A 13,647-nucleotide genomic window follows, 5' to 3' on the forward strand; every position below is an offset into this window, starting at 1 on the left:
GCTGGCCAATCGATTCTAGCCTGTTGACCCCCCACATTCGCTTCTGATTTGAGTAGGCAGGCAGAAAGAGTTCCCTAGATATGGCCAAGCGCGCGTTCAACCTGCCCAATATGCTCACCTACGCTCGCATCGTCGCGGTGCCGCTGGTCGTGCTGTGCTTTTTTCTCGAAGGACATCTCAAGTCGAGCGACTTCGCTCGCTGGTCGGCGCTGATCATCTTCCTGCTCGCCTCGATCACCGATTATCTGGATGGCTACCTCGCGCGCGCCTGGCAGCAGACCTCCAACATCGGCAAGATGCTTGACCCGATCGCCGACAAGCTGCTGGTCGCCACCTGCCTGCTGCTGCTGGCCGCAGACACCGACCGTCATGCCGGCATCGCCGGCTGGTCGCTGTGGGCGGCGATCATCATCCTGTGCCGCGAAATCCTCGTCTCGGGCCTGCGTGAATATCTGGCGGCGCTCAAGGTCTCGGTGCCGGTGACGCAACTGGCAAAATGGAAGACAGCGATCCAGATGGTCGCCATCGCCTTCCTGCTGGCCGGACCTGCCGGCGACAAGATCTTCCCGCTGACCACCCAGACCGGGCTGGTGCTGCTGTGGATCGCGGCCCTGGTCACGCTCTACACCGGCTACGATTATTTCCGCGCCGGCCTCAAGCACATCATGGACGAATGAGATGACGACCCGGCTCATCTATTTTGCCTGGGTGCGCGAACGCATCGGCATGCCTGAGGAAGACGTCGACCTGCCTGCTGGCGTCGAGACGGTCGCCGATCTCCTGCGCTGGCTGAAATCGCGCGGCGAGGAATACGAGCATGCGCTGCAATATCCCGACGTGATCCGCGTCGCCATCAACCAGGAGCATGTCGAGCACGGCGAGAAGATCGCAGGCGCACGCGAGATTGCGCTGTTCCCGCCGATGACCGGGGGCTGACATGACCGGCGCGGTCGTACCTGTCGTGCGCATCCAGGCGCAGGATTTCGACGTCGCCGCCGAGATCGCCAGACTGACCCAAGGTCGCGCCGATATCGGCGCCGTGGTTTCTTTCTCCGGCCTTTGCCGGGATGAGCAGGGCACCTTGTCGGCGCTTGAGCTCGAGCACTATCCCGGCATGGCCGAAGCAGAGATCGCCCGCATCGCTGCCGAGGCGGTCGAGCGCTGGCCGCTGCAGGGCCTCACCGCCATTCACCGCCATGGCAAGATCGCGCCCGGCGAGAACATCGTGCTGGTGGTGACCGCCTCGGCGCATCGCCAGGCGGCGTTCGAGGCAGCGAACTTTCTCATGGACTATTTGAAATCGCGCGCGCCCTTCTGGAAGAAGGAGCATCGCGCTGACGGCTCCGAGGGCGGTTGGGTCGAGGCCAAGGAGGCCGACGACGAGGCGGCCGGCCGCTGGAAATCGTCGGACTAAAATACCGCCGCAGCCATGCATTGACCGCAATCCTTTGGCCAATTGAGCGCGGTTGGTCAGCTTGGGCTTGACAGCCCGGGGCATTGGCCAACCTGGGCACTGGCGGCCCGGGGCAAGGGAGATGGTCATGCTGGACAGGATCGCGGAGTTCTTCGTCTTCGGTTTCGTGCCTCTGGTCGTCGGCATATTGGCCGTGCCGGAACTGTCTGTTGCCGCCGAAAATTCCGTGAGAGGCGAGGTGATCTATCGCGAGCGCATCGCCTTGCCGCCCAGTGCCGTGCTCTCTGTCCTGCTTGCCGATGTGTCGCTGGCCGATGCGCCGGCCACCATTATCGGCGAACAGAAAGTGAAGCCGGCCGGCCAGGTGCCGATCAGCTTCGAGATCAAATTCGACCCTTCCGTCATCCGGTCGCAGATGACTTATGCGTTGCAAGCCCGCATCACCGTCGACGACAAGCTCCTGTTCATCTCCGATATGCGCCATCAGGTCGATCCGCTGACCGACGTGCCGCAGACCATCATGCTGAAGATGGTGACGCCGAGCGCCGAGCCGGCGGTTTCCGTCTTTGACCAGCTCTGGCTGGTCGACTATGTCGACGGCATCGGTGCCATCACCGCCCCTAAAGCGACGTTCAGGGTCAGCGAGGCCGGCAAGGCAGGCGGCAGCGGCCCCTGCAACACCTATTTCGCCACCGCCAAGGTCGATGGCCAAACGATCGCGATCAGCGACATCGGCTCTACCTACAAGGCCTGCGCGCCAGAGGTGATGGCTGAGGAAAAGGCGCTGTTCGATGCATTGGCCAAGGCAGCATCATACAGTGTCGATGCCGGCAAGCTCACCATCGCCGACAAGGATGGCCGCGAAATCCTGCGCCTTAGCGCCGCGAGCTGAGGCATCTTGATGGTCGGGCGCATGGCCTGACCACGGATTTCAGCACGCTGGTGCCGGACCGAAACAGAAGCTCTCACTCAGCCTGTTCGAACACGGCGCCGTAGTGATAGGGCGGCACCTCGACCAGGTCGGCAAGCTTGAGGCCACCCGCCTCGGCGGCCGCTATGGTCTGTTCTGGCGACAGCCTCAATTCGGTCCTAGGTCCGCGAGGCTCGCCCTGGACGATCGTTGTTTCGCGCGGGCGCTGGTGCCAGTTGACGATGGCGAAACGGCCGCCTGGGCTGAGTGTCGCCCGCACCGCGCGCGCCAGACGCGGCCGGTCCGGAACGCCGTGAAAGGCGTTGGCCATGAAGATGAAGTCGGCGGGTCGAGACACCAGGCTTGCAAGCTCATAGGCGTCTCCCGCGACAAAGTCGCAATTCGTCGCGCCGCTTTCGGCCAACCTGCGTCTGGCGGCTTCGAGCAGATCGGCATCGATATCGATGGCCACGACATGACGAACCACCCTGGCGATCGGCAGCGTGAACCAGCCGTCGCCGCAACAGAGATCGATCACCTCCATGCCTGGCTTGATCCCCGTTGCCGAAAGCACGGCGGCGGGGTCGGGCCACAGCGCCTCCCACCAGCCGCTGTTCGGCATCTCTGTGCCTTGGAAGAAGCCCGGAATGGCACTGGTCATGCTGTGGTCCGCTCCATTGTCGGCAATATACGCTCCATGTCTTACCTTGGTACATGCAGTTCGTGCGCGAGACCTGATCCGTTTCAAGTCAATGAAAAAGGCCGGCGAAACGCCGGCCTTTTTTACGAGATCCAAGGTGTGGACTGTCGGCTTAGCCGACGATCTCGGTGTCCGAGAACCAGTACTTGATCTCTTCTGCCGCGGTCTCCGGCGCGTCGGAGCCGTGCACCGAGTTTTCGCCGATCGACAGCGCATGCACCTTGCGGATGGTGCCTTCGGCGGCGTTGGCCGGGTTGGTGGCGCCCATCACTTCGCGGTTGCGCGCAATGGCATTCTCGCCTTCCAGCACCTGCACGATTGTCGGTGCCGACGACATGAACTCCACCAGCTCGCCGAAGAACGGGCGATCCTTGTGGACGGCATAGAAGCCTTCAGCTTCGCGGCGGCTCATCCAGACCCGGCGCGAGGCGATGACGCGCAGGCCAGCCTCTTCCAGCATCCTGGTAATGGCGCCGGTGAGGTTGCGCCGGGTTGCGTCCGGCTTGATCATGGAAAATGTGCGTTCGAGCGCCATGGGTCGTCCTTGTCTGAGAATGGAATTGAGAGTGGCGGGCTCTATACAAGCCGCCCGGCCCATTGCCAAGGGGTGAGGAACGGTCCGCGAAGCGGACGGAAAGCCAATTGCTTGGCTTTCCGAGCGACGAACGCCCGGAGCGATAGCGAAGGGCAGGCCGCTGCGCTTCCGAAGCTGACATCGGATGGCTGCCATATGAGACTTTGCTTGCTATACTCGCGCGTCGGCGCCGCGCTGAAGTCGGCCCGCATGGAGCAACATGACCATGACAGACGATCGTCAGGAACGCATTCGCAACCGCGCGCATCAGATCTGGCTGCAAGAGGGACAGCCGGCCGGACACCATGAGCGCCATTGGCATCAGGCGGCGGCCGATGTCGACCAGGAGGATGCCGCGGGGAAGGCAGCCAAAAAGCCAACCAAGAAGGCAGCTGGCGCCGGCAAGGCAAAAGCCGCCCCCAAGGAAACAAAGGCTGCCACGAAGGCCAGCAAGCCAAAGAAGGCGGCGGCCAAGTAAGGCCCCAGCTATCTCCTCGCTGCTGACCTTTTCCGCAGGACATTGACGGCCCTCGTGCTGCCTTGCGGCAAGGGCAGGCGTTGCGACGTCACGCCGCTGCGGCCACCTTTCGTCCCAGCCCGCCATGCAGGTCGAGGCAGCGGGTGAACCACTGTGCCACCACGTCGCCGTCGTCGAGCAGTTGGTAAGGCGAGGCTATGCGCGCCCATTGCAGCGCGCCGAAGACGATATAGTCGGCAAATAGCGGCGAACCGCCACCGATGAATGGCTGATAGAAGAGCATTGAACGCAAGGGTTCCAGCGAGGCCCTGAAAGTGCCGAGCCCGGCGTCTCGGGCTGCCATCACGTCTTCCAGCCGCTTGCCGAGACGCTGCTCCCGGTTCTGGCGGAAATAGACGGCGTTTTCCGCGTCCTGCATGGCATGAAGGTCCATGATCGCCGCGGTGGTCACATAGGGATGGATGGTCAGTTGCGACCAGCGTTCGATGAAGCGCGCCATCGCCTTGCCGCCTTCACCGCCAAACAGCGTCGGCCGATCCGGATAGGCTTCATCGAGATAAAGCGCGATGGCGAAGGAATCCGCGACGACCGTCTCGCCGTCGCGGATCACCGGAATGGTTTTCGAAACGCCGCCCTCGACAGTGGGCACCTCAAGAAAGCGCGTCGGCGCGGTTGATGTGTCGAGCCCCTTGTGGGCAAGCGCCATCGCCACCTTCCAGCAATGCGGGCTGAACGGACGTGCGGTGTCGCGTCCGACGAGGTCATAGAGCAGAATGGTCATTGGCGGCGGCGTTCCTGCGGGTTAGGTAGGCTCCGCATCGACGCGAGCCGAGGGGAAGCCATGAGACAGCATTTCATGATGTTTGCGGCCTATAATCAATGGGCCAATGGCCGCATCTACGATGCGGCCGCCGAGCTCGACGACGAGGAATTCAATCGCAATGTAGGTGCCTTCTTCGGCTCGATGATGGGCACGCTCAACCACCTGCTAACGGCCGACCGCATCTGGATGAAGCGCTTCACCGGCGAGGGCGACGCGCCGACGACGCTGGACGCTATCCTGCATCGCGGGCTGACCGGTCTGCGGATGGCGCGTGAAGCCGAGGACCGGAGGATCATCGATTGGGTCGGCGGCCTCAGCGAGAAGTCGTTGACGGGCCGCTTCACCTACATGACCGTCTCGGACATGCGCACGGTCTCGCAAAGGCTGGCGCCGGCGCTGGATCATGTCTTCAACCACCAGACCCACCATCGCGGCCAGGCGCATACGATTCTGACCATCCTGGGACGGCCAAGCCTGGGGTTGGACCTGATGCTCTTCCAGCGCACCGAAGAGGGCAGGGCTTTCGCCTGATCCCTGCGACGTTCGGCGGTTGTGAGTCCGAAAGTTTGAAGGCCCCGCGCGGACTATCGCTACATTTTGTGCTGCAGCATCGTCTCTACATCAGGCCACCAATCTGCAGGCCTCAACTTGCTTCTTGCCGGTCTAATCTCGGCAGACAACCAAATGCTTGCCCGAGATTCAGGCGGCCGTCGAAGCCTCGCCGCTGATTTCGCTGTCCAGCTGGCACTGCGTCAGAGCCGCTTCCGCCATCACCCACTGCTTGAACAACTGGACCTTGCGAGCGGCAAGGCTCTTTGGGGGAGAGACAAAATACCAACCCGCCGTATTCGGGTGGTGCACGTCGAAGGGAGCTACCAGCCTTTCTGCGCGGATATCGCTGGCCATATAGGCACGATTGGCCACAGCAAACCCCAACCCGGCACTGGCCGCCTCATAGGACATCATGCACGAATCGAAATAGATGCTTTTGGTCTCGCTGAGCACGAAGCTGGCGCCGGCGAAACCAAGCCAGGATTGCCAGTTCTGCGTGCAGGTATCGGAATGCAGCAGCGTGAAGTGCCTGAGGTCGTCCGGTGTCACCTTCGACGGCGGTGTGTCGCCGAGAACCTCACGGAACAGCTTACGGCTACACACCGGCGTCAGGTCTTCCCGAAACAGCAGATCGGATTGCAGCCCGTTAAAGTGACCGTCGCCATAGCGGATTTCAAGATCGAACTCGGAGGTTGTGAACTCATGCGTCGCGTAGGAGGTCGAAACGCGCATCTCGATGTCCGGGTATTGCCGCTGGAACAGCGGTAGGCGCGGAAACAGCCAGCGTGCCGCAAAGGTCGGCAGCACCGATATCTTCAACACATGTTCCTGCGATTGCCCGGTCGCTTCCATGCTGGCGGCGACGATTCGCTCCAGCGCCTCGCGAACGCGCGAGACATAGGTCTCGCCCTCCGGCGTCAGCGACACCGCATTGCCGCCACGCTGGAAGATCTTGAAGCGCAGCTGATCCTCAAGACTTTTCACGCGCTGACTGACCGCTGAAGCGGTGATAAACTGTTCTTCGCCGGCACGCGTGAAATTCCCGTGCCTCGCAGCACTCTCCACGATTTTAAGCGAATTGAGGTTGACCTGACTGAGCAGACGCACGGTTTCGACCTTAAGCTTGGCTTACACTAGCACCAGCATTCCTAATTTTACAGGGGTGGGTGAATTAATCGACTGTTCACCAAGTGTTGCCCCCCTCCTGGAGAAGTACAATGAACGCCCATACAATCCCCGAACTGCGCTATGCGATGAGCCGTGAAGCCATTATCGGCCATGAGACAGCCTGGAAAGTGTCGAGTTTCGGCGTCGCGCAATATCTGCACGGCTATGACCCGGCACTGCTTGCCGCGATCGAGGAGGCTGCTCTGAAACTCAAGGCCAGCCACGCCGTGCACAAGCACCTCGATCTGACCTTCATCACCGGGGCCGACCGTTTCATCCCCGAGATCAAGGAATTGCTGCATGACAAGCTGCGCCTGGAGCGGCTGTCCGACATGATGGGCACCAAGCTGGAGCCTTATCCGCTGTCGATCGTTGGCTCGACGGTCACCTTCATGAATCCGAAGGACGGCGCCGTCGAATGGCATTGCGATGGCGTTCCGGTCACCGAACTCATTCCGCTGTCGATCAGCAACCCGCTGGTCGGCGGCCACCTCGAAATCTTGTGCGATGACTCGGAAACCGGCCGCGCCATCCTCGAATCCGGCCGCGAGATCCCGCGCAACCGTGTCATGCGCATTGATCACAAGATGAACTACGCGACGCTCGGGCAGTTCCTGGGCGTCCTGCATCGCACCGCCCCGATCCGGTTCGGCGAGCGCGTCACACTGGTGCTCAACCAGCGCTCGGTGGCCAAACCCTATGTCGACGATAATAGAATGTTCTATCTCGCCGCCGACAACGACCACGACCGTGAGTGGGTCAACGAGCTGGCCGAAGATGTCTGGACCAACCAGCTGCCAGCCTATCGCCGGTTCGAGGCAGAGCATCCGGTACCCGCCCCCGTCGATGCGTCGGTTCCGGGCGGAGCCAGGGAATCATGGTAATGAACCATGATCCCGAAAAGTGGGAACCGGTTTCCGGACAGGATCATGGTCGAACAGCAAAATAGAGTCCCATGCCGGTTGTTTCGGCATGGATCAGGCTCGATATCCGCGCTGGTCTTCGCTGCCGGCGCGGTTGCATTGTGGTCGACCAATGCGCTGGTCGGCAAATCCCTGCTGGCCAGCCACCCGGTGTCGCAGGTGCAGTTCCTGCAATTTGCGGGCGCTGCACTCGTCTTCGCCGCCATCCGGCTGATGAGCCGGGAAAGAGCCGCGCCGGTCACGGCCGGGGCCGCGCTCATCTCTCTCGCGGTCGGCTTCATTGGTCTGGTCGGCACCATGGTGCTGCAATACATCGCCTTCGCTTCGATGCCGGTGATCGAGGCCAATCTGATGGCCTATACCTGGCCGTTGATGGTCGCGGCGGCGGTCATCGCCTTGGAGAATCCACGGCGCCCGGCAGTGCTGGGCCTTGCCGCGGTGGTGGGCTTCATTGGCGTTGCACTGGTGATTTCGGGAGGGCGTAACCAGTCTTGGCTCCAGGGCGATCTCGTCGGCTATCTCACCGCATTCGGATCCGCACTGTGCATGGCCTTCTATTCGATCATGGTGGGACGGATTGCCACCTCGCCGGATCGTCTGTTGCTGCCATCGGCGCTGATCGGCGTCGCCTTGACGTTTCTGTGGTGCGTTCGCGACGGCTTCGCCTGGCCCGTCGGTACGGACCTGGCTCTCGGCCTCTATCTGGGCGCCGGTCCGATGGGGTTGGGCTACTATTTCTGGTCACGCGCCTTGAAGCTTGAAGGCAGTGGCAGGGTCGCGGTCGTCGCCTATCTCACGCCGATCGCTTCGACCCTGCTTTTGACCCTGTCCGGTGAACGGCTGACGATGACGGCCATTGTCGGAGCCGTCCTCGTCATCGGCAGTTGCGTCGCGGTCGGTGTGGAACGTTCGGAGGCCGAAAGCCATGTTTGACGAAAATGAACGTCTGGCCATTCAGGAAGCGCATTGGCTGATCAAGGAGTTTGGCGCTGAGGCGCCACTTTACGCCGCGATGAAGGCCGAAAAGGCGATAGAACAAAAGGATTTCGGGCGTTGCGCCCGCTGGAAGCGTATTCTGGAGATATTGGCCGACAGCCCTGCTGCGAAGTCTGCAAGTTCCAAGTATTAGATTTTCTAATTTGCATAGCGCCGATTTCGCATGAAAGCTACTTTTGCCGATTCTTAATTCCTTTTGAGACTTGGCGGTCCGTTGGGGGACGCGGTTAAAGAGATACATCGACACAAGTCTTCGCTGGGGTGGATGATTTTGTCGCAAATAAGGTGAAAGAATTGTCAAATATCGATGATAAGACCGTTATCGAGCTGACGGCCGATATTGTCTCGGCCTATGTAGGCAACAATCCTCTTCCGGCTTCCGGTCTGCCTGAGTTGATTGCCAGCGTCAGTGCTTCGGTCCGCAAGCTCGCTGGTGCAGTTGTCGCGGAAACCCCAAACCTGGTTCCGGCAGTCAATCCGAAGAAGTCGGTGTTTCCCGACTACATCATCTGCCTTGAGGACGGAAAGAAGTTCAAGTCGCTCAAGCGGCATCTGCGGACCGACTACGGCCTGAGCCCGGACGACTATCGGGCCAAATGGGGCTTGCCGCCAGACTATCCGATGGTTGCGCCGAACTACTCGGCGACACGATCGGCGCTGGCAAAGTCGACAGGACTTGGCCGCAAACCGGCAGCAGCGCCGGCGACTGTCGCCAAGGCGACGAAGCGCAAGGCGACTGCCTGAGCGCTGCCTGCCCGGTAGGCGAGCCACTGTTCGACTGCTTTGACGGCGCCCTCGCGGGCGTCGTTTCAAGACCTTGTGCGGCCAACTGGCCCACAAGGTCTTGCGAAGCGTTGATGTCCGGTGCAAAAGCGCGGCCATGCTGATCATCAATGACCTATCGCTCCGCATGGCCGGACGTTTGCTTCTCGACCATGCCTCGCTGACCTTGCCGGCCGGCACCAAGGCCGGCCTTGTCGGCCGCAACGGCACCGGCAAGACGACACTGTTCAAGGCCATCACCGGCGATTTCCCGTCCGAGACGGGCTCGATCAGCCTGCCGAAGAGTACCCGCATCGGCCAGGTGGCGCAGGAAGCGCCAGGCACCGAGGACCCGCTGATCGAGATCGTGCTCAAGGCCGATCTCGAACGCACGGCGCTGCTCGAAGAGGAAAAGACGGCGACCGATCCGCACCGCATCGCCGACATCCATATGCGGCTGGCCGATATCGATGCGCACTCGGCCGAGTCTCGCGCCGCTACCATTCTCGCCGGCCTCGGCTTCGACGACGCGGCGCAGCGCCGTCCGGCCTCGTCCTTCTCCGGCGGCTGGCGCATGCGCGTGGCACTCGCCGCGGTGCTGTTTGCCGAGCCCGACCTTCTGCTGCTCGACGAGCCGACCAACTATCTCGATCTCGAAGGCACGCTGTGGCTGGAAAACTACGTGTCGAAATACCCGCACACGGTGCTTTTGATCTCGCATGATCGCGACCTGCTCAACCGCGCCGTCAATTCGATCGTCCATCTCGACCAGAAGAAGCTGACCTTCTGGCGCGGCGGCTACGACCAGTTCGAGCGTCAATACACCGAGCAGAAGGAATTGCAGGAAAAGGGCCGGGTCAAGCAGGAAGCCGCCCGCAAGCACATGGAATCCTTCGTCGAACGCTTCCGCGCCAAGGCCTCCAAGGCGAGACAGGCACAGTCGCGCATCAAGGCACTGGAAAAGATGAAGCCGATCGCGGCCATCGTGAACGATTCGGTGCGGCCGTTCTCGTTCCCCGAACCGGTCAAGACGGTGGCCTCGCCGATCGTGGCGCTGAACAACGTCAATGTCGGCTACACCGACGGACAACCGATCCTCAAGAAGATGACGCTACGCATCGACGCCGACGACCGCATCGCGCTGCTCGGCGCCAATGGCAATGGCAAGTCGACCTTCGCCAAATTGCTGTCCGGCCGGCTCAAGCAGGAGAGTGGCACCATGACGGTGGCGCCCGGGCTGAAGGTGGCGATCTTCGCCCAGCATCAACTCGATGATCTCCGCCCTGACGAAAACGCCTATGAGCATGTCCGCCGGTTGATGCCGGAGGCGCCGGAATCGAAGGTGCGCGGCCGCGTCGCCCAGTTCGGCCTCACCACTGAGAAGATGAACACCGCCGCCAAGGATCTGTCGGGCGGTGAGAAGGCGCGGCTGCTGATGGGCCTGTCGGCCTTCGAAGGCCCGAACCTGTTCATCCTCGACGAACCGACCAACCATCTCGACATCGACAGCCGCGAATCGCTGATCCATGCGTTGAACGAATTTCCCGGCGCCGTCATCCTGATCTCGCACGATCGCCATCTGCTCGAGGCGACGGCCGACCGGCTGTGGCTGGTCAAGGACGGCGCGGTCAACCCGTATGACGGCGACCTCGAGGACTACAAGACGCTGGTCACCGGCGTGTCCGGCGACCGCCGCGGCAAGCGCGAGGCCGACAAGGCGTCAAAAGCCGATCGCCGCCGGGATGCGGCCGCACGCCGCGCCGCCTTCGAGCCGCTGGCCAAGGAGATCCGCGCCACCGAAGCGCTGATGGACCGCATCCGCAAGCGCATCGACGGCATTGAGGACGAGCTGTCCAATCCGGCGGTCTATGAAAAGGATCCCTCGACCGCGACCCGGCTGGCCAAGGAGCGCTCGCAACTGGCCCAGACGCTGGCCGGCCACGAGGAAAAGTGGCTGACCATGTCGGCGGAATATGAGGAAGGCACGGCGGAGTGAGTGTGTCGAAGGAATCTTGGCTTGGGGCTGCGAAGGTTTTGGCGATCAATCCCGGGGCTGTCGTAAAATGTCCTGAATGCGGAGAAGGCAATCTGGTTACCGTCGACGCCGGCGCAGGGGCCGCGCATGTAGAACGCCATATGCATTGCCCAAAATGCGGTGCCTACAATGCGCTCTTCAAGCGAACTGACGGCGTGTAACTGGCCCTACACGTCACGCCCGAAAGCCGTTAGACAAGTGCCATGAACCAGCACGCCAAGCTCAGGATCGGCCATTCGGCCTGCCCGCATGATTGCCCTTCGACCTGCGCTCTCGAGGTCGAACTGCTCGATGGCAACCGCATCGGCCGCGTCCACGGCGCCAAGGCCAACAGCTACACGGCCGGCGTCATCTGCGCCAAGGTCGCGCGCTATGCCGACCGCGTCCATCATCCGGACCGTTTGTTGAAGCCGCTGGTGCGGGCGGGCGCCAAGGGCGACGGCGCCTGGAAAGAAGCGAGCTGGGAAGCCGCGCTCGACCTCGTCGCCGAAAAGTTCATCGCGGCCGAGGAAAAATACGGCTCGGAGACGGTCTGGCCCTACTACTATGCCGGCACGATGGGGCTGGTGCAGCGTGACGGCATCGACCGGCTGCGCCACGCGAAAAAGTATTCCGGCTTTTTCGGCTCGATCTGCACCAATCTCGCCTGGACCGGCTGGATGATGGGGGCCGGCGCGCTGCGCGGGCCGGACCCGCGCGAGATGGCGAAATCCGATTGCGTGGTGATCTGGGGCACCAATGCGGTGGTCACACAGGTCAACGTCATGACCCACGCCATCAAGGCGCGCAAGGAGCGCGGCGCCAAGATCCTCGTCATCGACGTCTACGAAAACGCGACGATGAAGCAGGCCGATCTCGGCCTGGTGCTGAGGCCGGGTACCGACGGCGCGCTGGCCTGCGCGGTCATGCACGTGCTGTTCCGGGAAGGCATGGCCGACCGCGCCTATCTCGAAAAATACACCGACGACCCGAAAGGGCTTGAAGCGCATCTCAAGACGCGCACGCCGGAATGGGCGGCCGAGATCACCGGCTTGACGGTCGCCGAGATCGAGGCCTTCGCCCGGCTCGTCGGTACGACGAAAAGGACCTATTTCCGGCTCGGCTATGGCTTCGCGCGCCAGCGCAATGGCGCCGTCAACATGCATGCCGCATCTTGCATCGCCGCGGTCACCGGCTGCTGGCAATATGAGGGCGGCGGCGCCTTCCACTCCAATTCCGGCATCTTCAAGCTCAACCAGGATGTGCTGGAAGGCACGAAGATGCGCGATCCCTCGATCCGCTATCTCGACCATTCGCGCATCGGCCCGGTGCTGACCGGTGCCAGCGACGCGCTTTATGGCGGCCCGCCTGTAACGGCGATGCTGATCCAGAACACCAACCCGGTGAATGTCGCACCGGAGCAGCGGCTGGTGACGCAGGGCTTCCTGCGCCAGGATCTGTTCACTTGCGTGCACGAGCAGTTCATGACCGACACGGCCAAGCTCGCCGATGTCGTGCTGCCGGCGACGATGTTCCTCGAACATGACGACGTCTACAAGGGCGGCGGCAACCAGCACATCACGCTTGGCCCCAAGCTGATCGAGCCGCCGGAAGGGCCGCGCACCAACCATTTCGTCATCGAGCAATTGGCTGAGCGGCTCGGCGTCGCCGACCGTCCGGGCTTCGGCCTGACCGAGCAGCAGCATATCGACATCATCCTGGGCAAGCGCGGGCTGGGCAGCTTCGACAGCTTGAAGGAAGACAAGTGGATCGACCTGCAGCCGGATTTCGACACCGCGCATTTCACTAGGGGATTTGGCCACGCGGATGGGAAATTCCGCTTCCGCGCCGACTGGACCGGGCAGGCGGCGCCCAACCGGCCGCCGAAAAGCATGGGCCTGTTCGGGCCGGTGGCGCGGCTGCCGGAATTCCCCGACCATGTCGACCTGATCGAGGTCGCCGACGAGGCGCATCCGTTCCGGCTGACAACATCGCCGGCACGCAATTTTCTCAATTCGACATTCTCGGAAACACCGGTGTCCAAGGCCAAGGAAGGCCGGCCGGAACTCTTGCTGCACCCCGATGATGCCGCAGCACTTGGGCTGGCCGACGGCGATCGTGTCGAGGTCGGCAACACGCGCGGCGAAGTCGTGCTGCATGCAAAACTCTTCGAAGGCATCAAGCGCGGCGTCGTCATCGCCGAAGGCATCTGGCCAAACAGCGCGCATGAGCGCGGCGAAGGCATCAACGTGCTGACCGGAGCCGACGCGCCGGCGCCCTACGGGGGTGCTGCCTTCCACGACAACAAGGTCTGGCTGCGCGCGGCAGGGTGAA

At 62.2% G+C, this 13,647-nt stretch carries 16 protein-coding genes; 12 read left to right on the top strand and 4 right to left on the bottom strand.

The features are described 5' to 3' along the window. Nucleotides 1–80: 80 nt before the first annotated feature. From pgsA to EJ076_RS16600, 4 genes are all read left to right on the top strand, one after another. Nucleotides 81–677 carry a CDP-diacylglycerol--glycerol-3-phosphate 3-phosphatidyltransferase gene (pgsA, locus tag EJ076_RS16585; RefSeq protein WP_023673449.1) on the top strand — a complete coding sequence of 199 codons (597 nt, stop codon included), beginning with the start codon at nt 81–83 and terminating at the stop codon, nt 675–677. 1 nt (nt 678) lies between these two features. Continuing rightward, entirely contained in the window at nt 679–936 is a 258-nt protein-coding gene (gene moaD / locus EJ076_RS16590) for a molybdopterin converting factor subunit 1 (RefSeq protein ID WP_109662895.1), read from the top strand. Between the two features lies 1 nt (nt 937). Then, entirely contained in the window at nt 938–1,414 is a 477-nt protein-coding gene (locus tag EJ076_RS16595; protein ID WP_126068613.1) for a molybdenum cofactor biosynthesis protein MoaE, read from the top strand. A 127-nt stretch (nt 1,415–1,541) separates the two neighbouring features. Then, nucleotides 1,542–2,306: a YbaY family lipoprotein gene (locus tag EJ076_RS16600; protein WP_126068614.1), complete on the top strand. Its 765-nt coding sequence runs from the start codon at nt 1,542–1,544 to the stop codon at nt 2,304–2,306. Between the two features lie 73 nt (nt 2,307–2,379). On the opposite strand, the gene EJ076_RS16605 is transcribed toward EJ076_RS16600, so the two are convergent. Continuing rightward, nucleotides 2,380–2,985: a class I SAM-dependent methyltransferase gene (locus EJ076_RS16605; protein WP_126068615.1), complete on the bottom strand. Its 606-nt coding sequence runs from the start codon at nt 2,983–2,985 to the stop codon at nt 2,380–2,382. A gap of 151 nt (nt 2,986–3,136) precedes the next feature. After that, a complete protein-coding gene (ndk, locus tag EJ076_RS16610) occupies nt 3,137–3,559 on the bottom strand; it encodes a nucleoside-diphosphate kinase (RefSeq protein ID WP_027048827.1) in 423 nt (140 codons plus the stop codon). Between the two features lie 259 nt (nt 3,560–3,818). Here ndk and EJ076_RS16615 point away from each other — a divergent pair, with 259 nt between their 5' ends. Further along, nucleotides 3,819–4,076, top strand: coding sequence for a DUF2934 domain-containing protein (locus EJ076_RS16615; protein WP_126068616.1), 258 nt, complete (start codon nt 3,819–3,821; stop codon nt 4,074–4,076). Nucleotides 4,077–4,164: 88 nt separating this feature from the next. On the opposite strand, the gene EJ076_RS16620 is transcribed toward EJ076_RS16615, so the two are convergent. After that, entirely contained in the window at nt 4,165–4,857 is a 693-nt protein-coding gene (locus EJ076_RS16620; protein WP_126068617.1) for a glutathione S-transferase family protein, read from the bottom strand. A gap of 60 nt (nt 4,858–4,917) precedes the next feature. Between EJ076_RS16620 and EJ076_RS16625 the strand changes: the two genes are divergently transcribed. Further along, nucleotides 4,918–5,430, top strand: coding sequence for a DinB family protein (locus EJ076_RS16625; RefSeq protein ID WP_126068618.1), 513 nt, complete (start codon nt 4,918–4,920; stop codon nt 5,428–5,430). 168 nt (nt 5,431–5,598) lie between these two features. Here EJ076_RS16625 and EJ076_RS16630 read toward each other — a convergent pair whose 3' ends face one another. Beyond that, on the bottom strand, nt 5,599–6,558 hold the full coding sequence (locus EJ076_RS16630) for a LysR substrate-binding domain-containing protein (protein ID WP_109662910.1): 960 nt from the start codon (nt 6,556–6,558) through the stop codon (nt 5,599–5,601). A 110-nt stretch (nt 6,559–6,668) separates the two neighbouring features. Between EJ076_RS16630 and EJ076_RS35240 the strand changes: the two genes are divergently transcribed. The 6 genes from EJ076_RS35240 (at nt 6,669) to EJ076_RS16665 (ending at nt 13,646) form a co-directional block, all read left to right on the top strand. Beyond that, complete coding sequence (locus tag EJ076_RS35240) at nt 6,669–7,502, top strand: hypothetical protein (RefSeq protein ID WP_164548663.1); 834 nt, start codon at nt 6,669–6,671, stop codon at nt 7,500–7,502. Between the two features lie 45 nt (nt 7,503–7,547). Then, nucleotides 7,548–8,474: a DMT family transporter gene (locus EJ076_RS16645; RefSeq protein WP_126068619.1), complete on the top strand. Its 927-nt coding sequence runs from the start codon at nt 7,548–7,550 to the stop codon at nt 8,472–8,474. Beyond that, nucleotides 8,467–8,670: a hypothetical protein gene (locus EJ076_RS16650; protein WP_109662914.1), complete on the top strand. Its 204-nt coding sequence runs from the start codon at nt 8,467–8,469 to the stop codon at nt 8,668–8,670. Before EJ076_RS16645 ends, EJ076_RS16650 begins: the two co-directional genes overlap by 8 nt. Before the next feature lie 161 nt (nt 8,671–8,831). Continuing rightward, nucleotides 8,832–9,281, top strand: a complete 450-nt coding sequence (locus EJ076_RS16655; RefSeq protein WP_109663370.1) for a MucR family transcriptional regulator — start codon at nt 8,832–8,834, stop codon at nt 9,279–9,281. A gap of 136 nt (nt 9,282–9,417) precedes the next feature. After that, nucleotides 9,418–11,295, top strand: coding sequence for an ABC-F family ATP-binding cassette domain-containing protein (locus tag EJ076_RS16660; RefSeq protein ID WP_109662916.1), 1,878 nt, complete (start codon nt 9,418–9,420; stop codon nt 11,293–11,295). A gap of 242 nt (nt 11,296–11,537) precedes the next feature. Continuing rightward, a complete protein-coding gene (locus tag EJ076_RS16665; protein WP_126068620.1) occupies nt 11,538–13,646 on the top strand; it encodes a molybdopterin oxidoreductase family protein in 2,109 nt (702 codons plus the stop codon). Nucleotide 13,647 lies beyond the last annotated feature (1 nt).

This window comes from Mesorhizobium sp. M7D.F.Ca.US.005.01.1.1 (genome assembly GCF_003952545.1).
GTDB lineage: Bacteria > Pseudomonadota > Alphaproteobacteria > Rhizobiales > Rhizobiaceae > Mesorhizobium > Mesorhizobium loti.